Below are 21629 nucleotides of genomic sequence, written 5' to 3'. Positions count from 1 at the left end.
TCCGGTAGGCCGAGCAAGCCACCGAATTTAGCCGATGACAAGAGGGCTAGACCCGCAAACCAAACCCTTGCATCAGACGCTGCGTGGCAAAATCCGGATTGCCCGACGTGAACACCGCGAAGTCGAACTCGCCGGGGTATTGCACACCATCCAGAAGCGGCACCTTGCGCCGGGCCTGTCGGGCGATCGCCTCGGCCGGATCGAGCCAGTCGACCGGCCAGGGTGCCAGGCGGCGGAACAGGTTCGCCATGAAGGGATAATGCGTACAGGCGAGAACGACGATATCGGTCTTGCGGCCGTCCTTCTCGACGAAGCAGGGCATGATTTCGGCTAGGACAGCGTCGTCCGACAGGGTCTCGCCGCGGATATAGGCTTCCGCCATGCGGGCCAGATTTTCCGATCCGACAAGCCTCACGTGACACTGCGTGGCAAAGGACTGGATCAGATCACGCGTATAAGCGCGCTTGACGGTGCCGGGAGTTGCGAGGACGGACACGAGGCCGGAGCGGGTTCGCTCGGCTGCAGGCTTGATCGCCGGCACGGTGCCGACGAAGGTCATCTCGGGGAAGCGCTCACGAAGCGCCGCTCCCGCCAGGGTGAAGGCGGTATTGCAGGCAATGATGGCGATTTCCGGCTGGTAGTCGTTCAGCAGGCGCTCGAACTGGGACAGGATCCGCGCCGTCAGCGCCTCCTCCTCCCAGCCGCCGTAAGGGAAACCGGCGTCGTCGGCGACATAGATGAAACCGCGCTCTGGCATCAGCACGCGGGCCTCACGCAGCACAGTCAGTCCGCCGATTCCCGAATCGAACATCAGCACCGGCTTCAGGTCATTCGTCGCCGCCATTGCCTTCGGTCTCCTCGGTCACGTCGGCCTTCTTCTGCCTCGGCGTGGTTTTTCGTGGCCATTGACGTGGAAACGCATCCAGCGACTTGATCACGCCGCGAAACACGCTGACTTCCTGCTCCGAAAAGCTCCGCCGCGAAAGGACCGCGCGCAGATTGTCGATCATCTTCGGCTTCTTCTCAGGCGGATGGAAGTAGCCTCGGGCATCGAGCGCTTCCTCGATCTGCTCGAACATGCCGAACACTTGGTCCTTCGTCGAGGGCCGCTGCTCGATCGGCTGGAAGCGGGTTTCCTCGATATCGTCCATGCCGGATTTCATCCAGTCATAGGACATCAGCAAAACCGCCTGGGCGATATTGAGCGAGGCGAAGGCCGGATTGACCGGGAAGGTGACGATCTCGTCGGCGAGCGCCACCTCTTCGTTGCTTAAACCCCAGCGTTCGCGGCCAAACAGAATGCCGGTCTTTTCACCCGCCTTGAATTTCTCACGCAATGTGGACGCCGCATAGACCGGTGACCGAACGGGCTTGAAGCCGTAGCGTTCGCGCGCCGTCGTGGCATAGACGAAGTTCAGGTCGCGGGTCGCGTCTTCCAGCGTCTCGAAAACGACGGCTCCATCGATGACGTGGTCGGCCTTCGACGCGGCAGACCTCGCCTTCTCGTTCGGCCAACCATCACGAGGACTGACGAGGCGCAGTTCCGCCAAGCCGAAATTGGCCATGGCGCGCGCCACCATGCCGATGTTTTCGCCCAGTTGCGGTTCCACCAGAATGATGGCCGGGCCCTCGGCAATGAGCTCGCGCTCGCTATTCGTACCTGACATCGCTTAATCCCAACAATTTCAGGCTGGGCAGATAGCCGCCGGATGGATGAAGAGCAAGGCTTTCAGAAGGTTTGCTTCCCTCTACTCGCCCTTGGCGATCGATTGCATCTCTTCGACGAGCGAATCGCTTTCATTCTCGACAACGCGGTGGATGTCCTTGATGACCGGCTTGCCGTCTTCCTCGATGACGTCGAAATGCACTTCCGAAACGCTGTCCTTCATTTCCGCATCATCGATGCAGGCCCACTGCTTGAACGTGACCTTCACATCCGACACGCCATTTGCCGCCGGTGCCGGCACGATGGTGACGTCCTTCAGCGGGCAGCCGTCCTGCGAACTCGTGACGACGTCGTAGCCGAACGGATCGCCGGGGGCATTGTTTTCGGTTTCGTAAGCGGGGTGCTTGGACGCTTCCGAGTAGGCAGTCTGGAACGACTTGCTAAAATTCTGCTGGATCGGCTCGGGATCGAACAGCGACTTCCAGTCACTATCAACCGTATTCCAGTTGTCTTCGGTGATCTTCATCACCGCCTTTACCGGATCGGTCACATCCGCCGCCAGAACGCCGGTGGAAATCAGGGTGAAGAGAGAAAGAAGCGGGAGTATCCGCATATCATAGATCCAGTGCTGCGATGAGTTTTGGCGGACATTACGCCGCGCCCGATGTTTGGCAATGCTCAATCTTGAGGGCCAATTTCAGGCAGTATGATGATGGCGAGCGCATGTTCCAATTTTCTAACCGAATCGCGCCATATCAGACCGCACCATCTTTGCGTTCTCTTCCCCGCGATGCTATAGCGCCCCCGTTGATCATTTTTGAGGCCTAAACGGCCCATTACGGCAAGAGGAAGTCCATGCAGAAGATCAAGGTAGCGAACCCGGTCGTCGATCTCGACGGCGACGAGATGACCCGCATCATATGGCAGCTCATCAAGGACAAGCTGATCCTTCCCTATCTCGATCTCGACATCGAATATTACGACCTTTCCGTCGAGAACCGTGATGCGACGAACGACCAGGTCACCGTCGATGCGGCTCACGCAATCAAGAAGCACGGCGTCGGCATCAAGTGCGCGACGATCACGCCGGACGAAGACCGCGTGAAGGAATTCAATCTCAAGCAGATGTGGAAGAGCCCGAACGGCACGATCCGCAACATCCTCGGCGGCGTTATCTTCCGCGAGCCGATCATCTGCCAGAACGTGCCGCGCCTCGTTCCCGGCTGGACCAAGCCGATCGTTGTCGGACGCCATGCTTTCGGCGACCAGTACAAGGCGACCGATTTCAAGTTCCCCGGCAAGGGCAAGCTGACGATCAAGTTCGTCGGTGAAGACGGCCAGGTTATCGAAAAGGACGTGTTCGACGCCCCAGGCGCCGGCGTTGCCATGGCGATGTACAACCTCGACGAATCGATCCGCGAATTCGCGCGCGCTTCGATGATGTACGGCCTGATGCGGAAGTGGCCGGTCTACCTGTCGACCAAGAACACCATCCTCAAGGCCTATGACGGCCGCTTCAAGGATATCTTCGAAGAAGTCTACCAGGCCGAATTCAAGGCGAAGTTCGCCGAAATCGGCATCACCTACGAACACCGCCTGATCGACGACATGGTGGCGTCGGCTCTGAAGTGGTCCGGCGGTTACGTCTGGGCGTGCAAGAACTACGACGGTGACGTCCAGTCCGACACGGTTGCACAGGGCTTCGGCTCGCTCGGCCTGATGACCTCGGTTCTCTTGTCGCCGGATGGCCGCACGGTCGAAGCCGAAGCTGCGCATGGCACCGTGACCCGTCACTACCGCCAGCACCAGAAGGGCCAGGAGACATCGACCAACTCGATCGCCTCGATCTTCGCCTGGACGCGTGGCCTCGCGCACCGTGCGAAGCTGGATGACAACGCCGAACTGGCAACCTTTGCCACCACGCTCGAAACCGTCTGCGTCGACACCGTCGAACAGGGCTACATGACAAAGGATCTGGCGCTTCTGATCGGCCCGGAGCAGCCTTGGCTGTCCACGACTGCCTTCCTCGACAAGATCGATGAAAACCTGAAGACGGCTATGGCTGCCTAAGCCTCATCTCTTCAGTAGAATTCGACAAACGGCGGGGTATAATCCCCGCCGTTTCTGTTTTTTGCTCGAGGAGATGCCCGTGACGACAATCCGCCCGCTTGAGCCTGCCGACCGTGCCGCATGGGAACCCCTGTTCAGAGCCTATCTCGAGTTCTACGAGTCGGAACTGCCGAAAGAACAGTACGACATCACGTGGTCCCGCTTTCACCATGATGACGAGCCCCTGCAGGCACTTGGCGCTTTCGACGAGAACGGGAAGATGGTCGGCATCGTGCATGTGGTCTTCCACCGCTCGACCTGGTTACCTGACATGACCTGCTATCTGCAGGACCTCTACGTCGACAGCAGCCAGCGTGGACGCGGCGTGGGGGAAGCCCTGATCGAGAAGGTGGCGCTGCTCGCGCGCGACCAGAATGCCGGTCGGCTCTACTGGCTGACGCAGGAAGACAACACAGCCGCGAGGCGTCTCTATGACCGTCTCGCTGTGGCGCCAGGGTTTATCCAGTATCGCAAGCCGCTTTGAGAGACGCTTCCAGCAAGGCGGCTTAAACCGGACTTTGAGCAGTATTCCTGCCGGGTTTCACAGCGATACCTCGCGTTCCGCCGATGACACCGACAATGCTGCACGGCTTAATTAGTTGCGGTTTATCAATACTCTACAATTAATGATGAACCAACATGCTAGTTGTCTGCGGTTATGGAAATGATAGATGTTCCCTACCCCAATTCTGGGTTGAGGGACACTACCGTGAGAAAGACTGTACTTATTGCGGCCGCTGCACTGGCGGCTCTTTTTGCATGCACCACTACATCCAACGCCTCGGATCTCGTCTTTACCTTGAAGAACAAGACCAGCGGCACGCTTGAGCGTTTCTATACGTCGCCCGTCGGTGTTGACGACTGGGAAGAAGATGTGTTCGGCAAGGATGTTCTCGAGCCCGGCGAGAGTATCGAGATCACCATCGCTGACGGTCGCAGGGTCTGCAAATACGATCTGCGCTTCGAGTTCACCGAGGATTCAGGCCTCGAGGACCTCGAAGACTCGCAGGATCTCTGCAAGATGGGATCCTACACGATCCACGAGTGACACCGTGCCTACATCACCACCCGGTGATGTAGGCTGCTCACTGTGACTCCTCACGATGCGTCGGTTGGTCCAGGATCAGCTTGCGAGACCCGGCGCCTCGTAACCCGTGCGTTCGACATATTCCGTGTAGCCGCCATCGAAACGATGAACGCCGTCCGCGGTCACTTCCAACACCCGGTTGGACAGCTCGGCCAGAAAATGCCGGTCATGGCTGACGAACAGCATCGTGCCGTCATAGTCGGCGAGCGCCTTGATCAGCATTTCCTTGGTATCGAGATCCAGGTGGTTGGTGGGCTCGTCCAGCACCAGGAAATTCGGCGGATCAAACAGCATGGCCGCCATGACGAGACGGGCCTTTTCTCCGCCGGACAGAACCCGGCATCTCTTCTCCACGTCATCGCCTGAAAAGCCGAAGCATCCGGCAAGGGTGCGAAGCGCGCCCTGCCCGGCCCGCGGGAACTCGGACTCCAGCCATTCGAACACGGTCTGCTCGCCATCCAGCACATCCATGGCATGCTGGGCGAAATAGCCCATCTTTACACTGGCGCCGATCGCGACGGATCCGACGTCGGGTGCCGCCGAACCTGCGATCAGCTTGAGAAGGGTCGATTTGCCAGCGCCGTTGATGCCCATGATGCACCAGCGTTCCTTGCGGCGGATCATGAAATCCAGTCCGTCATAGATCACGCGGCTGCCATAGGCCTTGTGGACACCCTTGAGGTTTGCAACATCCTCACCGGAACGCGGTGCCTGCTGGAATTCGAAAGCGACCGTCTGGCGGCGACGCGGCGGTTCCACCCGCTCAATCTTGTCGAGCTTCTTAACACGGCTCTGCACCTGGGCTGCGTGCGACGCGCGCGCCTTGAAGCGTTCGATGAACTTGATCTCTTTCGCCAGCATCGCCTGCTGCCGCTCGAACTGCGCCAGCTGCTGCTTCTCGTTCTGCGCCCGCTGCTGTTCGTAGAAGCCGTAATCGCCGGCATAGGTGTTGAGCGAGCCGGCATCGATCTCGATGATCTTGTTGACGATGCGGTTCATGAACTCGCGGTCATGCGAGGTCATCAGCAAGGCGCCATCGTAGTTCTTGAGGAACTCCTCAAGCCAGATCAGGCTTTCGAGATCCAGGTGGTTGGACGGTTCGTCCAGCAGCATGACGTCCGGGCGCATCAAGAGGATGCGGGCAAGCGCCACGCGCATCTTCCATCCGCCGGACAGTTTGCCGACGTCGCCGTCCATCATCTCTTCGCTGAAGGAGAGGCCTGCCAGAACCTCGCGGGCGCGGCTCTCCAGGCCATAGCCGTCCAGCTCCTCGTAACGAGCCTGCACCTCGCCATAGCGATCGATGATGGCATCCATCTCGTCCATCTGGTCGGGATCGACCATCGCGGCTTCGAGCGAGCGCAGTTCGGCGGCAACGCTGCTGACTGGCCCTGCCCCGTCCATCACTTCGGTGACGGCGCTGACGCCCGACATTTCTCCGACGTCCTGGTTGAAGTAGCCGATCGTCACATGCTTCTCGACCGTGACCTGTCCCTCATCGGGCAGTTCCTGGCCGGTGATCATCCGGAACAGAGTCGTCTTGCCCGCCCCGTTCGGGCCAACGAGACCGATCTTTTCGCCGCGGTTCAGGGCCGCAGAGGTCTCGATATAGAGGATGCGGGAACTGTTGGACTTGCTGATATTCTCGATGCGGATCATGGCTGCCGGAAAGTGAGGACGCGTTCGGCGAGCCTTATGTCACGGGATGGGCCGGATGTCGCGGGGTTTCATGGTGCCATAACCGCAAGCATCAAGGTGTGTGGCTCAAGCAGCACTCGACAAACTGAAACGCAAAAGGCCGGACAGTTTCCTGCCCGGCCTTTTGTCAATTTGTATCTCAGAAGATTACTCTGCGCTGTCTTCAGCGGCCTTCTTCTTCGGTGCTGCCTTCTTCTTCGGAGCAGCGGCTTCTTCGCCTTCTGCAGCCTCTGAAGCTTCAGCCTTTGCCTTCTTCGGCGAGGCCTTCTTCTTGGCAGGCTTGTCCGCGTCTTCGCCTTCTTCTTCAGCGAGCAGCTCTTCCTTCGTCACGGTCTTGTCAGTGACCTTGACCTCGGACAGGAGATGATCGACGACCTTTTCTTCAAAGATCGGGGCACGCAGCGAAGCGGAAGCGCCTGGGGTGTTGCGGAAGAAATCGAGGATTTCCTTCTGCTGGCCCGGGAACTGCTGCAGCTGTGCGTAGAGTGCACGCTGCATTTCTTCCTCGGTTACTTCGACGCCGGCCTTTTCGCCGATTTCGGAGAGAACCAGGCCGAGACGGACGCGACGTTCGGCAAGCTTGCGATACTCTTCGCGTGCTTCTTCCTCAGTCGTTTCTTCGTCTTCAAACGTCTTGCCCGACTGCTGCAGATCGGTGTTGATCTGGCGCCAGATGTTGTCGAACTCGGCGTCAACGAGGCCCTGCGGCGCGTCGAACTTGTACATCTCGTCGAGCTGGTCGAGGATCTGACGCTTGACCTTCTGACGCGTGACGTTGCCGTACTGGCTTTCGATCTGGCCGCGGACGATTTCCTTCAGACGATCGACCGATTCGATGCCAAGCGTCGAAGCAAGTTCGTCGTTGATCTCGACGGCAGCCGGAGCAGCGATATCCTTGACGGTGATGTCGAAGGTCGCGTCCTTGCCAGCCAGGTTTGGAGCCGGATATTCGGACGGGAAGGTCACGGTGATCTGCTTTTCGTCGCCCGACTTGACGCCGACCAGCTGGTCTTCGAAGCCCGGGATGAAGCGACCGGAACCGATGACCAGTTCTGCGTCTTCAGCAGTGCCGCCATCGAAGGCTTCGCCATCGACCTTGCCGAGGTAGTTCATGGTGACGCGATCGCCTTCAGCGGCAACGCCATCCTTTGTCTCGAATGTGCGGGCGCTCTCGGCGATCTTGAGGATCTGCTCGTTGACTTCGTCTTCCGACACTTCAACGACTTCGCGCTCGACGGTGATACCGTCAGTCGACTTCAGCTCGATCGGCGGGATCACTTCATAGGTCAGGGTGAATTCAAAATCAGCCTGTGCATTGAGGATCTTTTCGGCTTCCGCCTCGTCTTCGGTCATCGATACCGAAGGCTGCGTTGCCGACTTCTCGCCGCGCTCGGACAGAATCTTGGTGGGGCGTTCGCGGACGATCTCGTTGACGAGATCAGCCATGATCGACTTGCCATAGGTCTTCTTGAGGTGGGAAAGCGGCACCTTGCCCGGACGGAATCCGTTGATGCGAACCTTGTCCTTGGCGTCGGCCAGACGAACGTTGAGCTCGGCTTCCATATCCTGCTTAGGGATAACGACCTTGATTTCGCGCTTCAGCCCTTCAGCGAGCGTTTCGGTAACCTGCATTTTTATACCTTCTTATCGTGGCGGCGGCGCCCATACAGCCGTTCGTGTTTTTCGTGAGCACACCACCGGAACTAAAAAGTGACCAGCCGCGGCTTTCATAAGCAGCGCGTCCTGCCGTTACCGGCGAACAGCGCGTCCAGCGATCCTGGTGCGGGTAGAGAGACTTGAACTCCCACGCCTTGCGGCACCAGAACCTAAATCTGGCGTGTCTACCAATTTCACCATACCCGCGCCCCTAGGCATCGAAACTCTAGCGGCCAGAGGCCTTCCGGAGCGCGCGTCTCTATAACACCCGTTTTCCTACACGCAAAGGAAAAATGAAGGTTTGTGACGCCTGTTTGATGATGATCAGAAGGGAGACTGCGTTCGCCTCGGGTCGAGCTGACAAGCAGGACAGAAACGGCCCGACGCGCCTTCATTGTGGGTGTAATAGACGTAAAAATTCAGCGCCTGATCAAATTATGGTCAGATACAGCTAGTTTCCGCACGATCCTTCTGCATGCAATGCAACAGATGCATAGGTGGCATACGAAATGCGCGCTTTTTCCTTCGCAGCGCAGCATTTAAAACGATTAGCAACGCAGCCGGTAGCAATTAGCCGGCATTGACCAACGAAGGAAACGACCATGAAAATCGCAAAGAAGCTGAACGACTGGCGCAAGTACCGCGAAACGGTTTCGGAACTCGGCCGCATGTCGGACCGCGAACTCTCTGACCTCGGTATTGGCCGCTCCGACATCCGTCGCGTTGCACGCACGGCAGTCGGCTTCTAAGATCTAAAGAATGACCAACGGTCTACCGTTTAAAAACGCCTCCTTCGGGAGGCGTTTTTCGTTTGCGCATAGTGCTTCACGCAGCGAAACGGCTACTGCTGCTTTTTCGAACGAAGCTGCAAAAAGCATCAACTCATTGCACAAACGCATGGCAGTCGCACATTTTTTGCACTGCACCTTTCGGCGCGTCTCACCTATATGAAGCTCATCGCCGGTGACGATAGATCACTGGGAAAAAGATGATTGAGGAAACACCAAATGAACCCGATCCGCATCGCTAAGAACTGGATCAGCTACCGCCGTACGATCAATGAACTCGGCAGCCTTTCCAACCAGGCGCTCAACGACATTGGTCTGACCCGCTACGACATCCGCGGCATCGCCGCTCGTTCCTTCCGTTAATCCATCCATTGTGATGGACCAGCGCGATATGATGTCGTGATGGCGAGAGAACGATAGTCGCCATGATCCGAAAAGATCAAAGAGACACCCAAGGAATGATCAGAGGCACCTTTTTAGGTGCCTTTTTGATTCCGGCCGTTCGAATGCCGTGATAATGAGCCGGACATGAGCACTATATCGAATTCGCCTACCCCTGCCCCAATCCACGTCGTCGGTGGCGGCCTTGCCGGCTCCGAAGCATCCTGGCAGATCGCTGAGGCCGGCATCCCCGTCATTCTCCACGAGATGCGCGGCGTGCGCGGCACCGATGCCCACCGCACGGACGGTCTCGCCGAGCTCGTCTGCTCGAACTCTTTCCGCTCCGATGATGCGACGGCCAATGCCGTCGGCGTCATCCATGCAGAAATGAGGCTGGCCGGCTCTTTGATCATGGCCTGCGCCGACAAAAATCAGGTCCCGGCCGGCGGCGCACTTGCGGTCGACCGCGACGGTTTCTCTCATGCAGTCACGCAGGCGATCGAAAACCATCCGCTGATCACCGTTGTGCGAGAGGAAATCCACGGTCTACCGCCGGAGGAATGGGACTTGGCCGTCGTCGCGACCGGTCCTCTGACGTCGCCCGATCTCGCAAAGTCGATCCAGGCCGAGACCGGAGAGGACCAGCTCGCCTTCTTCGACGCGATCGCGCCGATCGTCCACCGCGAATCGATCGATATGGATATCTGCTGGTACCAGTCGCGCTACGACAAGGTCGGGCCCGGCGGCACAGGCAAGGATTACATCAACTGCCCGCTCGACGAAGCGCAGTACAATGCCTTTCTCGATGCACTGATTGCGGGCGATACGGTCGGCTTCAAGGAATGGGAAGGCACGCCCTATTTCGATGGCTGCCTGCCGATCGAGGTCATGGCGGAGCGTGGGCGCGAAACGCTGCGCCACGGTCCGATGAAGCCGATGGGGCTTACCAATTCACACAATCCGACCGTCAAGGCCTATGCCGTCGTCCAACTGCGGCAGGACAATGCACTTGGCACGCTCTACAATATGGTCGGGTTCCAGACCAAGCTGAAGTATGGCGCGCAGGCTGAGATCTTCCGGATGATCCCCGGGCTGCAGAACGCGGAATTCGCACGGCTCGGCGGCCTCCATCGGAACACCTATATCCAGTCACCGATGCTGCTCGATCACTCGCTGACCTTGAAGAGCCGGCCGGGCCTGCGATTCGCCGGTCAGATCACCGGCTGCGAGGGCTATGTGGAGAGTTCGGCAATCGGTCTTCTGGCTGGTCGTTTTGCGGCTGCCGAGCGCAAGGGCGAAGAAATCGTCCCGCCGCCGGCGACAACGGCCTTCGGTTCTCTGCTTGGGCATATCACCGGGGGGCATCTGGTCCACGACGAAGAGCCCGGCAAACGGTCCTTCCAGCCGATGAATGTCAATTTCGGCCTGTTCCCGGATCTTGCTCCCGGCTCGATCGTCAAACCCGAAGGCGTCAAACGCTTTCGCGGCAAGGACAAGACGATCATGAAACGGCAGTTGATGTCGGTTCGCGCGCTGAAGGACTGCCGTGAGTGGCTGGGTATCGCTTAAAGGCCTAATCGGAGCGGCCGGTGTTTGAAGCCGGCTGCGGTTCGGCCGGAAGCTGTCGATCGGCAACGCTCACGTAATTGTCGAGAAGCCAAAGCGACACTTCTGCCGCCTCGTTTTCATTCTTGAACACGAAAGTTCCGTTCTGTGTCGGGGAGTCCAGGAATTCGGCCGAAAAGCCTTTCGGTTCGGGCGTCGGCGTGACCCGCACGCGGCCGGGCCGGATTACGTGGCATGCGAAATGATTGCCACGGTTGCGCATGATGCCTGACTTATTGTCGTGCAGTCGCACAAAGATCGTGTTCGCATCGGCTGTGCTGTGCAGGCTCCTGATGGCTTCGGCAGGATAGGCGCGACCGAATTCGAGTATCGCCAGTCCCATATCGTGAAGGCTGTCCTCGTCACTGTGCTTGACCAGGCGGGTAACATAAAAGGCCAAGGCCAGCATCACGCCGATGGCGATCGACCAAACTACCAAAGGGCTCAAGACTGCTTCTCCACTGATGGCAGATGCGCACCTGCCGATAGAGGGCATTTATCCCTCAAGGCTTGCGTGAAGCGTGGCGACTGGTGATTGCTAGAAGCGTTTGAGGACGGCAGCCTTCAGCATCTGCAACTGACGACGCCATTGGGGAGACTGCATGTCTCCGTCGAGAGCATCGGCACCCCGGCGTGAAGCGCGCTTCAGAACCGGCTCGACAAGCGCTACCGGCACGAAGGCCGGCACGAGCGCGGGCGGAAGAGGACCGGCACGTCGTGCCTTGTCGAGATGCTCGAGGCCAAGGCCGGCAAAGGCCTGAATTGCTGCGGAAATGCGAGGTTTGTCGCTGCCGGCCAGAAAGCTGTCGCGGTCAAGACCGGTGGCAGCCAGAAGATCGAGCGGGAGGTAAAGCTGGTTGCGGCGCCGATGGATCGGCAAAAGCAGGATGAAACCGGCGATCGCCTGCGCAACACCCGCATGGCCGGCCGCCTGTGCGGACCTTGCGGCATCTTCGGGCGAAAGGATGAGGCTTGCAAGCTGGATCAAAGCCGAGGCGGTTTCGCCAGCATAGCCTTCCAGCGCGTTGCGGTCAGTGAGCGGATCGTCGTAGAGATCGAAGATTCGCGCTTCCGTCATGGCGACAAGCGTTTGACGCGGCAGCCGATAGGTTTCGATCGCATCCTGCAGTCCTGCAGCGATCGGATTGCCGCCCGTGTCTCCCAGCCCGTCTGCCTGAATTCCACCCTCAAGGAAATCCCGCCACCATTGCAGGCGGATCTCTCCCGGAAGCGGCTCGCGGACCATGTCCCGGACGCGCGCAATTTCGGCGTTGAAGGCGTAGAGCGCGGCGAGCGCCGGGCGCTTGTCTTCCGGAGACAGGAGGCATGCGAGATAGCGGTCGCGGTCCGTGTCTCGCAGCGTCGCGAGACAGAGTTCGCCATTCGTTGAACGATCGTCACTCATGGGTCAGACGGCAATCAGCGCGACGGCGACGGCACGGGATTCGGCGAGCATGATATTGTAGGTGCGCACGGCAGCACCGGTGCTCATCGGGTCGGAAGAGATGCCCTTCGCCTTCAATGCGGCCTTCACCTCGGCAGGTATCGGCTTCAGGTTCTGGCCCGTGCCGATCAGCAAGACCTCAATGCCTGAGGCTTCGTCGAGGACCTTGTAGAGGGAGGAAACCGTCAGGGGCTCACCTTCGCCCAGATCCCAGCCGTGTATCCCTGAGGGAAGGCAGAGGATCGACCCGCGATGCGACATGTCGGCAAAACGGAAACCGCCATTGCCGTAGGCATCGATCTGGGCGCGACCGGGGAAATGGGCTTCGCGTATCTCGATCCCTTTTGCCATCATCGCGTCCTTGATTGATTAAAAATGGAAAGGCCCGCCAGAGCGGGCCTGCCGGATGTCAGGACGCGGTGTCGGCCTTGACCGGCTCGCCCTTGACGCGGACTTCGGCGATGTAGGCGCGCATTGCGCGGACCTTTACGCCGTCGGCGATTTCGACTTCGACTTCGTTGTCATCGACAACCTTCGAAACCCGGCCGACGAGGCCGCCGCCCAGCACAACCTGGTCGCCACGGCGAATGCTCGTCAGGGTCTCCTGGCGTTTCTTGGCCTGGGCGCGCTGCGGACGGATCAGGAAGAAATACCAGACCACCATCAGAGGTGCGAAGAGCAGCACCATCTGCAGAATCGAGTCTGTTGCGGAAGCCGCCGGCGCCGCTCCACCCGCCTGCGCGAATGCCTCAGTAATGAACATCAAGAACTCCTAAACGATAAGCGGAGGCGCCGAGCCCCCTGTCATAAGCCGCCGGAATATAGTTGTGACACGGGGGAATGCAACAGAAAGCGGTCCTCCCGCGTACTGAATCCACGGCTCTACGGCTTTTGATGCAATAACGAGCATGTTACCTGCTGAAAAAAGCGGCCGAGAGGGCGCGACCGATGACAAAAAGTCTTGAGGAATACCAGATGACCGACGAGCTCAACGCCCTGATCCTGTCTGAAGTGCGCCGGCTCGCCGACGCAGTCGAGCGGCTGGCGGGCCCTCCACCAGCGGTCAACGACTGGACTGTCGCGGATTGCTTTGTCTGGGTGCCGACAAACCAGCGCCTGCAGCCCGTGCCACGCCCCAACCGCGTCGCCCTCACCCTGATCCGTGGCGTTGACCACGTGCGCGACATCCTGCAGGAAAACACGTTGCGGTTTGCCGAAGGTTATCCGGCAAACAACGTCCTTCTCTGGGGCGCGCGCGGCATGGGCAAGTCGTCGCTGGTCAAGGCCGTGCACGAGGATATCCGCGCGTCGACCGGTGTCTCGCTGAAACTGGTCGAAGTCCACCGCGAGGATATCGCCTCGCTGCCGGCGCTACTCGACATCCTCAAGGCATCCAGCCATCGCATCATCGTGTTTTGCGACGATCTGTCCTTCGACCACGACGATACGGCCTACAAGTCTCTGAAGGCAGCGCTCGACGGTGGCATCGAAGGCCGGCCGGACAACGTCCTGTTCTACGCCACATCGAACCGGCGCCACCTTTTGCCGCGGCATATGCTGGAAAACGAGCAGTCGACGGCGATCAACCCGTCCGAAGCGGTCGAGGAGAAGGTTTCGCTCTCGGATCGTTTCGGGCTTTGGCTCGGGTTCCACAAGTGTAGTCAGGACGACTACGTGACCATGATCGACGGCTATGCCGACCATTTCGATCTCGGCCTCAACCGCGAAACCCTGCACCACGAGGCGCTCGCCTGGGCGACGACGCGCGGCGGGCGTTCCGGCCGCGTCGCGTGGCAGTATATCCAGGATCTCGCCGGGCGGATGCGCAAGACACTCACGCCGTGATGTCGTGAAGCCGCCCGCAAACGAAAAAAGCGCAGCCGAAGCTGCGCTTTTCTCCCGTCCCCTTGAAACGCACTACAATTATTCAAGGAAAGTGATGGGGTTAACCGGTGTCGCATCCTTGCGCACCTCGAAGTGGACCTGCGGGCGCTGAGCGTCGCCGCTCATGCCGGACGCGGCGACAGTCTGGCCACGGGTGACCTTCTGGCCGCGCGTGACGTTGATGTTGCCGGCGTGACCGTAAACGGTGACCTTGCCGTCGTCGTGGCGAACCAGAACGGTGTTTCCGAGCTGCTTCAGGCCGTTGCCGGCATAGATGACGACGCCGTTTTCAGCGGCCTTGATCGGCGTGCCCTCGGGAACCGAGATGTCGATACCGTCATTGCGGCTGCCGTTGACGTTGGCGCCGTAGCCGGCGATGACCGCGCCACTGACTGGCCAGCGATATTTCGAAATGCCGGTCGACTGCGGTGCAGCGGCAGACACATCGGACTTCTTCTCGACGTCCGACAGCGATGCTGTTTCCTGTGGCGCAGGCTTTGCGGGTGCTGCTTCGGCGACAGGCGACGGTGCAGCAGGCTTCGGCTGGGCAGCCGGCTTTTCCGGGATGGATGCGGTTCTGACCGGATCGGTCGCAACCGAGCTACCACCGACCTTCAGGCTCTGGCCGACCCGCACACCGTCCGTCGTCAGACCGTTTGCGGCCTTCAGCTGATCAATCGGCGTGCCGGTTTCGCGAGCGATCTTTGCAAGGCTGTCGCCAGGCTTGACCGTGTAGGTGCCACCGAGAGGCTTGCCGCCCGGAGGTGTGATCTTGCCAGGCTCCGCCATCGCCTTGTCGCGGGTCGGCGTCGGCAGAACGGCAACCTTCTGCTCGGTCTGCTGGGTGGGCGCTGGCGCCTTGTTCTGCAGGTCGATATCGGACGCCGCAGTCTTCGCGGAATTACGGGACGGGCCGAAGGTCGGGATGACAATCGTCTGGCCCGGCTTCACAGCGCCGCCATTGGCCTTCAGGATTTCCTTTTCAGGAACGCCGTAGCGGGAAGACAGGGTCGATGCGGTCTCGCCTGCCTTGAGCGTTACCCGCGGAGCGTTGACCGAAGACCAGCCGGACATCGGCTTCGTCGAAGCCGTTGTCAGGTTGTCGCCTCGAGCGGTCGACGGTGTGGGAGCCGTCAGAGACTGCGAACCACCGCTACGACCCGGGTATGACTGGGCCATGGATTCCTGGCGAGTGCCCTGACCGCGGTCAGCCGCCATCGGTGCACGGGACGCCATGGGAGCGGACGCCTGAGCAGACGGCATGCCGGGAGCTGCCAACTCGTTGCGCTGGACAGCCATCGGCGCCGAAGCGGCGCGGGCCGGTGATGAATAGCCGCCGGACTGGGCCGGGTAAGGCTGGTTCATCGCGGTATTTCGCGAACCGTAATCCTGCTGAACCGGTGCCACCGCCTGGCCCGACCGCACATCGTCGCGCGGCATTGGCGCTTGGCCATAGGCCCCGCCGACCGGACGCTGGGGTATTGAAGCCGTTGTCAGCTCATCTTTGGAGAACAGCCCGGAGAAACGGCTCGAATCCGAGCTGCAGCCAGTGGCCGCACTCGCCAGCAAAGCCGCAACTGCGAGCTTAGCTACTGATTTTCCGACTTTTTGTGCACTGTTGACACGCATGGACTCGACCTACACTCACGCAACCATCGTGGGAGTCATTAAAGCGCGTTAGTCTTACTGTGGGGTTAAAGTGTCGGAAGAGATGCGATTTTTTTGATAATTCGCTAACCATGAGTTGGAAGCGCTTGGCAGGAGCGGAACCAAAGCCGAACCAGCTTAAAGCGCTGCCGCCATCTGCGGAATGATCGGCAGGAATGGCACGGTGAACAGGTCTTCCCGTTCAAACCGGCTCCCGGTCTTGGTGAGCCTCACCATCATGCAGGTCTCGTCGTCGCCGATCAGCGGCGCAACCATCGAACCGCCATGGGTCAGCTGCTCCGCATAGAATCGCGGCAGAACCGTAAATGCCGTGGTCACGAATATCCGATCGAACGTGCCCTCGCCCGGCATCCCGTTGCTGCCATCCGCCTGTCGTACAATGACGTTGCGCATTCCAAGCGCGTCAACGCGGGCCTGCGCCGCAACGGTGAGCGTCTTATAGCGATCTACGGTCAGAACCCGTTCTGCGATGCGGCCGATGACGGCGGCTGTAAAACCGCTGCCGGTACCGATTTCGAGAACGCGATGACCGGGTTTCACCTGCAGAGCGGCCAGAAGGCGAACCGCAAGATCTGCCCCTTCCATAAAGGCACCGCAATCGATCGGGACCGTGCGGCTGGAATAGGCTTCCTGAGAAAGCGTGGGCGGCACGAACTGCGAACGAGGCGTCTGCTCGACGGCAGTCAGAAGGTCGATATTAGAAATGCCTGCGGACCGGAGCCGCAAGACAAGTGCAGCAAACCCTTCCTTCTCGACCATGCCCGATTTCAAGCTGTCACTCCGCCTGCCACGTTATCTGGGTTCAACCCAGCGCCTTCATCAAGCGATCCTGCACCGAATAGTCGGTCAGGTCCAGTTTCAGCGGTGTTACTGAAATGCGATTGGCCTTGATGGCGTTGATGTCGGTGCCCTCCGCCTGGCGGCCGACACGCGAGGCAAAGTACAGCCAATAGTATGGGAAGCCTCGACCATCCTGGCGTTCGTCGATCGCCACATCGAAATCGGTCTTGCCCTGAGACGTGACTTCCGTCCCCTGGACGTCGTCAGGCGCGCAGGCCGGGAAATTGACGTTGAGAAACGTGCCGGCCGGAAGGTCCGTATCCAGCAATTTGCGGATCAGGCCCGGGCCATGCGATTCGGCCGTATCCCAAGGCAGGACGCGACCGTTCTCCTTGCGGTAGGCCTGGCTGAGCGCGATCGACCGGACGCCCTGCAGGGTGCCCTCGATGGCGCCTGCGACCGTGCCGGAATAGGTCACGTCGTCAGCAAGGTTGGCGCCGACGTTGACACCCGACAGAACGAGATCCGGCTTGCCCCCCATGACGTGGCGCATCGCCATGATGACGCAGTCCGTCGGCGTGCCGCGCACGGCATAGTGCCGGTCGCTGATCTCGCGCAGGCGCAGCGGCTCCGACAGGGTCAGGGAATGCGCATAACCGCTCTGGTCGGTTTCTGGCGCAACAATCCAGACGTCATCGGAAAGCTGGCGGGCAATGCGTTCGAGAACCGCCAGGCCTTCCGCGTGGATACCGTCGTCGTTGGTGAGCAGGATGCGCATTCAGGGCTGCCTTATGCTTTTTCTATTTTGGTCAGTCCGCCCATATAGGGCAGAAGCGCGTCCGGGATCGTGACGGAGCCGTCTTCATTGAGATAATTTTCGAGGACTGCGATCAGGCATCGGCCGACAGCGGTGCCCGAGCCGTTCAGCGTGTGAACGAATTTCAAAGCCTTGTCGTCCTTGCCGCGATAGCGCGCGTTCATCCGGCGGCCCTGGAAATCGCCACAGACCGAGCAGGACGAGATTTCGCGGAACGCATCCTGTCCCGGCAACCAGACTTCGATGTCATAGGTCTTGCGGGCGCTGAAGCCCATGTCGCCGGTGCAGAGCGTCATCGTCCGGAAATGCAGGCCGAGACGCTTGAGGACGTTTTCGGCGCATTCGGTCATCCGCTCGTGCTCAGCGATCGATGATTCCTGATCCGTGATCGAGACGAGTTCGCATTTCCAGAACTGGTGCTGGCGCAACATGCCGCGCGTATCGCGACCCGCAGAACCGGCTTCCGAACGGAAGGACGGGGTAAGCGCCGTAAAGCGCAGCGGCAGCTTTTCGGCGTCCAGAACCTCGCCCGACACGAGGTTGGTCAGCGTCACCTCAGCCGTCGGGATGAGGTAGCGGCCATCCGTCGTCTTGAAGAGATCTTCCTCGAACTTCGGCAACTGGCCTGTGCCGTACATTGCCTCGGACTTTACCATCAGCGGCGACGACACTTCCGTGTACCCGTGCTCGCTGGTGTGCATGTCGATCATGAACTGACCGATTGCCCGCTCAAGACGGGCAAGCGGTCCGGTCAGCACCGTAAAGCGCGAGCCCGAGAGTTTTGCGGCTCGCTCGAAATCCATATAGCCGAGCGCTTCGCCGATCTCGAAATGCTCCTTGGCGGGATGATTCCAGCCGGGCTTCGTTCCGATCGTGCGCGTGACGACGTTCCCTGATTCGTCCGAGCCGACGGGGACATCGTCTAGAGGAATGTTTGGAAGGCGCGACAGCGCATCATCGAGCGCTGCGACAGCTGCCCGTTCTTCCTGCTCGGCGGCCGGCATCGTGTCCTTGATGGTGGCGACTTCCGCCTTCAGCTTCTCGGCGAGTTCGGTATTCTTCTGCGCCATCGCATTGCCGATCTCCTTGGAGGCGGCGTTACGGCGCGACTGCATATCCTGAAGCGTCTGGATGACGCTGCGGCGGGTATCGTCCATCGCAAGCAGGGTGGCAGCCATCGGCTCGGCGCCGCGCTTGTTCAGCGCTGCGTCGAAAGCTTCCGGATTATCGCGGATCCACTTGATATCGAGCATGATTCTTGGCCTTCAAAGCATGAGGCCGCTGCGATATCGATCGAGAGAAAAACCTCAGGCCTTCTCCGTCTCTGCGACGTCAGACGAGGCCTCATCACTCGAAGCGTCCTCATCGCGTCTGCGCTCGACGAGTCGCGCGGCGTAGATGGAAATCTCGTAGAGAAGGATGGTCGGTATAGCAAGACCGATCTGGGACATCGGATCCGGCGGTGTCAGGACGGCGGCAACGACGAAGGCGATGACGATCGCGAACTTGCGCTTCTCGCGCAGCCACTTGCTGGACAGGATGCCCACGCGAGCAAGCAGTGTCGTGACGACGGGAAGCTGGAAAACCAGTCCAAATGACAGAACCAGCGTCATGATGAGGCTGAGATATTCCGAAACACGCGGAAGAAGCGAGATCCCCACTTCACCTTCGGTCGGCGCCTGCTGCATGGCCAGGAAGAACCACATCACCATCGGCGTGAAGAAGAAGTAGACCAGTGCCCCTCCAAGGAGGAACAACACAGGCGAGGCAATCAGGAACGGCAGGAAGGCTGCCCGCTCGTTCTTGTAGAGGCCGGGAGCTACGAACTTGTAGATCTGCGAGGCAATCACCGGAAAGGCAATGACCAGCGCGCCAAACATCGCAACCTTCACCTGGGTGAAGAAGAATTCCTGCGGCGCGGTGTAGATCAGTTCGGATTTCGCGATATCGAGCTTTGCCCAGATGACCGCCCATTTGTAGGGAATGACGAGAAGGTTGAAGAGCTGCTTTGCGAAGAAGAAGCACACGACGAAGGCGAGGAAGAAAGCGCCGATCGACCAGATGAGCCTTGTCCGCAACTCCATCAGATGCTCGATAAGCGGCTGCGGCTTATCTTCGTAATCACCGCTCATCAGGCATCGTCCTTCGGGGTATCGACAGGCTTCTTCGGGGTACGCTTGCGGGCGGCTGCAAGCTTGACGGCCGTCTCAGTCGTTTCAGGTGCGGACACCGGGACCTTGGCCACGCGAACACGTTTCGGCTGTTCGTCAGACGTCGCCACTGGGGCAGGCTTCTCCGCCCTCGTGGATCTGCGTGTCGTTGCAGGCTTATCCACAGCTGCCGGCTCACCCGTGGCCGCCAACTTCGGTGCGCGAGGCTTTCTAACGCGACCGGGTTCGGCAGGCGTTGTCGCCTCCGCTGGTGCCGGCGTCACAGCAGAGGACGTCGGCGCAGCAACAGGAGATGCCGTGACGGGCGTAACCGGTACAGCCGCAACAACAGGCGCCGTATCGGCGACCGGAGCACCTTCGACAGCATGCTGCGCTTCGACATCCGTGCTCACCGGCGTCGGCGTCGACGGCATATGCGTCGCCTTTTGCAGATCGTTTCGGATGTCCTGCCCCATCTGGCGAAGCGGATTTATCGCGTCGCGCAGGCTGTTGGCGGGATTGAGGCTCTTGGCGTCCGAAATCGTCTTCCGGACGTCATCCATGTCTGCCTCGCGAAGCGCCTCGTCGAACTGCGTCCGAAAGTCACCCGCCATCTTGCGCAGGTTTGATGTCATCTTCCCGAAAGCGCGCAGCATGGGCGGCAAGTCCTTGGGACCTACGACCACGATAAGCACAATGGCAATGACAAGTAGCTCGGTCCAACCGATATCCAACATTCAGCGAGGCTCCTGAAACCCTCCCGACCAATTAAGACCGGGTGGTTTCCTTGATCTCGTCGGGCTTGTGATCGACCGTCCTGCCGCCGTTCACAGTATCGGTAGGCTTTGCCTCAGGGGCATCCTCGTCCGCCATGCCTTTTTTGAAGCTCTTGATGCCTTTGGCAAAGTCGCCCATCAGCTCAGGAATCTTGCCGCGTCCGAACAGGACAAGCACGATGACTAGAACGATCAGCCAGTGCCACACACTAAAAGAACCCATAGTCTAACTCCATTGGAACGTGACCCCGATGTAAGCTTTTTAAGTTTGTTTTTCAAACACCAAATACGTTGCACGAAAAGCTATGAACGGATGACTTTCGCGATCTAGCGACGCTGCTGTCGGCAACGGACGATCACGCATGGTCCATATTCGGGAACACGGGAATAATAAGGGGAAAGCTGGCTGAAAGCCCTGCTAGCCATCACCGTCGCCGGTTGGCGGCAGCAAGCCAAGCTCCTCCAGATCAAGCTGGGTGATGGGGTCTTCCTCGTCCGAAAGCTCGTCCTCAGAGCCCGGAACCGGCACCGAAAAGCCGGATGGAATGCGGCCAGATAGAAGTCCCGCGCCCTTCAATTCTTCGAGACCAGGAAGATCGCGTAGCTCTTCCAACCCGAAATGATCGAGAAAATCTCCTGTCGTTCCGAGTGTCACCGGTCTGCCCGGCGACCGACGCCGACCGCGGAAACGAACCCAGCCGGCTTCCATCAGTACGTCAAGTGTACCTCTTGAGGTCTGGACGCCGCGAATATCCTCGATCTCGGCACGGGTCACAGGCTGGTGGTAGGCGATGATGGCAAGCACTTCGAGGGCGGCCCTCGACAGCTTCTTCACGTCGCTGTCGTCTTTGCGAATGACGAAGGAAAGGTCTGCTGCCGTGCGGAAAGCCCAGCGATCGGCCACCTTGACCAGGTTCACTCCGCGTGAGGCATAGATGCGCGCCAGTCTCTGCATCACGGCCTGGATATCTTCTCCCCGTGGAAGACGCTCAGCCAGAAAAGCTTCAGAGACAGGCTCGGCCGATGCAAACACGAGGGCTTCGGCGATCCGCTCGATCTCCTCCGACGAGTAGGGCACCGGCACAATGTCATCCACTGCCGCGTCGTCGTCCATCGCGTC

Annotated in this window: 24 protein-coding genes and 1 tRNA gene; 7 read left to right on the top strand and 18 right to left on the bottom strand. The window is 59.7% G+C overall.

Annotated features, from left to right (window positions below):
- Positions 1-46: 46 nt before the first annotated feature.
- From murI to ASF70_RS13360, 3 genes are all read right to left on the bottom strand, one after another.
- On the bottom strand, positions 47-844 hold the full coding sequence (murI, locus tag ASF70_RS13370; protein WP_062580363.1) for a glutamate racemase: 798 nt from the start codon (positions 842-844) through the stop codon (positions 47-49).
- Entirely contained in the window at positions 828-1667 is an 840-nt protein-coding gene (locus ASF70_RS13365) for an RNA methyltransferase (protein ID WP_062580361.1), read from the bottom strand. Before ASF70_RS13365 ends, murI begins: the two co-directional genes overlap by 17 nt.
- Positions 1668-1748: 81 nt before the next feature.
- A complete protein-coding gene (locus ASF70_RS13360; RefSeq protein ID WP_062457497.1) occupies positions 1749-2279 on the bottom strand; it encodes a hypothetical protein in 531 nt (176 codons plus the stop codon).
- A gap of 242 nt (positions 2280-2521) precedes the next feature.
- Between ASF70_RS13360 and ASF70_RS13355 the strand changes: the two genes are divergently transcribed.
- The 3 genes from ASF70_RS13355 to ASF70_RS13345 all read left to right on the top strand — a co-directional run bounded on the left by ASF70_RS13355 (position 2522) and on the right by ASF70_RS13345 (position 4823).
- The gene (locus tag ASF70_RS13355; RefSeq protein WP_062457500.1) at positions 2522-3736 is read left to right on the top strand and encodes an NADP-dependent isocitrate dehydrogenase; all 1215 of its coding nucleotides are present in this window, start codon (positions 2522-2524) and stop codon (positions 3734-3736) included.
- Between the two features lie 79 nt (positions 3737-3815).
- On the top strand, positions 3816-4259 hold the full coding sequence (locus ASF70_RS13350; RefSeq protein ID WP_244474038.1) for a GNAT family N-acetyltransferase: 444 nt from the start codon (positions 3816-3818) through the stop codon (positions 4257-4259).
- Positions 4260-4484: 225 nt separating this feature from the next.
- Positions 4485-4823: a hypothetical protein gene (locus ASF70_RS13345; RefSeq protein ID WP_082471898.1), complete on the top strand. Its 339-nt coding sequence runs from the start codon at positions 4485-4487 to the stop codon at positions 4821-4823.
- A 75-nt stretch (positions 4824-4898) separates the two neighbouring features.
- On the opposite strand, the gene ASF70_RS13340 is transcribed toward ASF70_RS13345, so the two are convergent.
- The 3 genes from ASF70_RS13340 to ASF70_RS13330 form a co-directional block, all read right to left on the bottom strand.
- A complete protein-coding gene (locus tag ASF70_RS13340) occupies positions 4899-6521 on the bottom strand; it encodes an ABC-F family ATP-binding cassette domain-containing protein (RefSeq protein WP_062580358.1) in 1623 nt (540 codons plus the stop codon).
- Positions 6522-6707: 186 nt separating this feature from the next.
- Positions 6708-8192, bottom strand: coding sequence for a trigger factor (gene tig / locus ASF70_RS13335; RefSeq protein WP_062457509.1), 1485 nt, complete (start codon positions 8190-8192; stop codon positions 6708-6710).
- Positions 8193-8338: 146 nt separating this feature from the next.
- Positions 8339-8423: transfer RNA gene (locus ASF70_RS13330), tRNA-Leu, on the bottom strand.
- A 395-nt stretch (positions 8424-8818) separates the two neighbouring features.
- On the opposite strand from ASF70_RS13330, the gene ASF70_RS23645 reads away from it, so the two are divergent.
- From ASF70_RS23645 to trmFO, 3 genes are all read left to right on the top strand, one after another.
- Complete coding sequence (locus ASF70_RS23645; RefSeq protein ID WP_082471897.1) at positions 8819-8965, top strand: DUF1127 domain-containing protein; 147 nt, start codon at positions 8819-8821, stop codon at positions 8963-8965.
- Positions 8966-9223: 258 nt separating this feature from the next.
- Complete coding sequence (locus tag ASF70_RS23640) at positions 9224-9367, top strand: DUF1127 domain-containing protein (RefSeq protein WP_082471896.1); 144 nt, start codon at positions 9224-9226, stop codon at positions 9365-9367.
- Between the two features lie 165 nt (positions 9368-9532).
- Positions 9533-10954 carry a methylenetetrahydrofolate--tRNA-(uracil(54)-C(5))-methyltransferase (FADH(2)-oxidizing) TrmFO gene (trmFO, locus tag ASF70_RS13325; RefSeq protein ID WP_062580357.1) on the top strand — a complete coding sequence of 474 codons (1422 nt, stop codon included), beginning with the start codon at positions 9533-9535 and terminating at the stop codon, positions 10952-10954.
- A gap of 4 nt (positions 10955-10958) precedes the next feature.
- Here trmFO and ASF70_RS13320 read toward each other — a convergent pair whose 3' ends face one another.
- The 4 genes from ASF70_RS13320 to yajC all read right to left on the bottom strand — a co-directional run bounded on the left by ASF70_RS13320 (position 10959) and on the right by yajC (position 13197).
- Entirely contained in the window at positions 10959-11438 is a 480-nt protein-coding gene (locus tag ASF70_RS13320; protein ID WP_342366082.1) for a hypothetical protein, read from the bottom strand.
- Between the two features lie 90 nt (positions 11439-11528).
- The gene (locus tag ASF70_RS13315) at positions 11529-12395 is read right to left on the bottom strand and encodes a phytoene/squalene synthase family protein (protein ID WP_062580353.1); all 867 of its coding nucleotides are present in this window, start codon (positions 12393-12395) and stop codon (positions 11529-11531) included.
- 3 nt (positions 12396-12398) lie between these two features.
- Positions 12399-12785, bottom strand: a complete 387-nt coding sequence (locus tag ASF70_RS13310; RefSeq protein WP_062581393.1) for an Mth938-like domain-containing protein — start codon at positions 12783-12785, stop codon at positions 12399-12401.
- 58 nt (positions 12786-12843) lie between these two features.
- Positions 12844-13197: a preprotein translocase subunit YajC gene (yajC, locus tag ASF70_RS13305; RefSeq protein WP_062457522.1), complete on the bottom strand. Its 354-nt coding sequence runs from the start codon at positions 13195-13197 to the stop codon at positions 12844-12846.
- A 212-nt stretch (positions 13198-13409) separates the two neighbouring features.
- Here yajC and ASF70_RS13300 point away from each other — a divergent pair, with 212 nt between their 5' ends.
- Positions 13410-14279, top strand: coding sequence for an ATP-binding protein (locus ASF70_RS13300; RefSeq protein WP_062581391.1), 870 nt, complete (start codon positions 13410-13412; stop codon positions 14277-14279).
- 78 nt (positions 14280-14357) lie between these two features.
- Here ASF70_RS13300 and ASF70_RS13295 read toward each other — a convergent pair whose 3' ends face one another.
- The 8 genes from ASF70_RS13295 to scpB form a co-directional block, all read right to left on the bottom strand.
- A complete protein-coding gene (locus ASF70_RS13295) occupies positions 14358-15947 on the bottom strand; it encodes a peptidoglycan DD-metalloendopeptidase family protein (RefSeq protein WP_062580351.1) in 1590 nt (529 codons plus the stop codon).
- 156 nt (positions 15948-16103) lie between these two features.
- Positions 16104-16757 carry a protein-L-isoaspartate(D-aspartate) O-methyltransferase gene (locus tag ASF70_RS13290; protein ID WP_062457531.1) on the bottom strand — a complete coding sequence of 218 codons (654 nt, stop codon included), beginning with the start codon at positions 16755-16757 and terminating at the stop codon, positions 16104-16106.
- Between the two features lie 31 nt (positions 16758-16788).
- A complete protein-coding gene (gene surE, locus ASF70_RS13285; RefSeq protein ID WP_062457534.1) occupies positions 16789-17544 on the bottom strand; it encodes a 5'/3'-nucleotidase SurE in 756 nt (251 codons plus the stop codon).
- Between the two features lie 11 nt (positions 17545-17555).
- Positions 17556-18836, bottom strand: coding sequence for a serine--tRNA ligase (serS, locus tag ASF70_RS13280; protein ID WP_062580349.1), 1281 nt, complete (start codon positions 18834-18836; stop codon positions 17556-17558).
- A gap of 54 nt (positions 18837-18890) precedes the next feature.
- Positions 18891-19715 (bottom strand): twin-arginine translocase subunit TatC, encoded by an 825-nt coding sequence (gene tatC, locus ASF70_RS13275; protein WP_062457539.1) that lies wholly within the window; start codon positions 19713-19715, stop codon positions 18891-18893.
- Positions 19715-20470 (bottom strand): Sec-independent protein translocase protein TatB, encoded by a 756-nt coding sequence (tatB, locus tag ASF70_RS13270; protein WP_062580348.1) that lies wholly within the window; start codon positions 20468-20470, stop codon positions 19715-19717. Before tatB ends, tatC begins: the two co-directional genes overlap by 1 nt.
- Before the next feature lie 31 nt (positions 20471-20501).
- The gene (locus ASF70_RS13265; RefSeq protein WP_062457545.1) at positions 20502-20732 is read right to left on the bottom strand and encodes a twin-arginine translocase TatA/TatE family subunit; all 231 of its coding nucleotides are present in this window, start codon (positions 20730-20732) and stop codon (positions 20502-20504) included.
- A gap of 195 nt (positions 20733-20927) precedes the next feature.
- The gene (gene scpB / locus ASF70_RS13260; protein ID WP_244474064.1) at positions 20928-21623 is read right to left on the bottom strand and encodes an SMC-Scp complex subunit ScpB; all 696 of its coding nucleotides are present in this window, start codon (positions 21621-21623) and stop codon (positions 20928-20930) included.
- Between the last annotated feature and the right edge of the window lie 6 nt (positions 21624-21629).

This window comes from Rhizobium sp. Leaf321 (genome assembly GCF_001423215.1).
Classification (GTDB): domain Bacteria; phylum Pseudomonadota; class Alphaproteobacteria; order Rhizobiales; family Rhizobiaceae; genus Neorhizobium; species Neorhizobium soli.
Note: the sequence above shows the minus strand (reverse complement) of the source record. Positions and strands in the feature narration are given on the sequence as shown.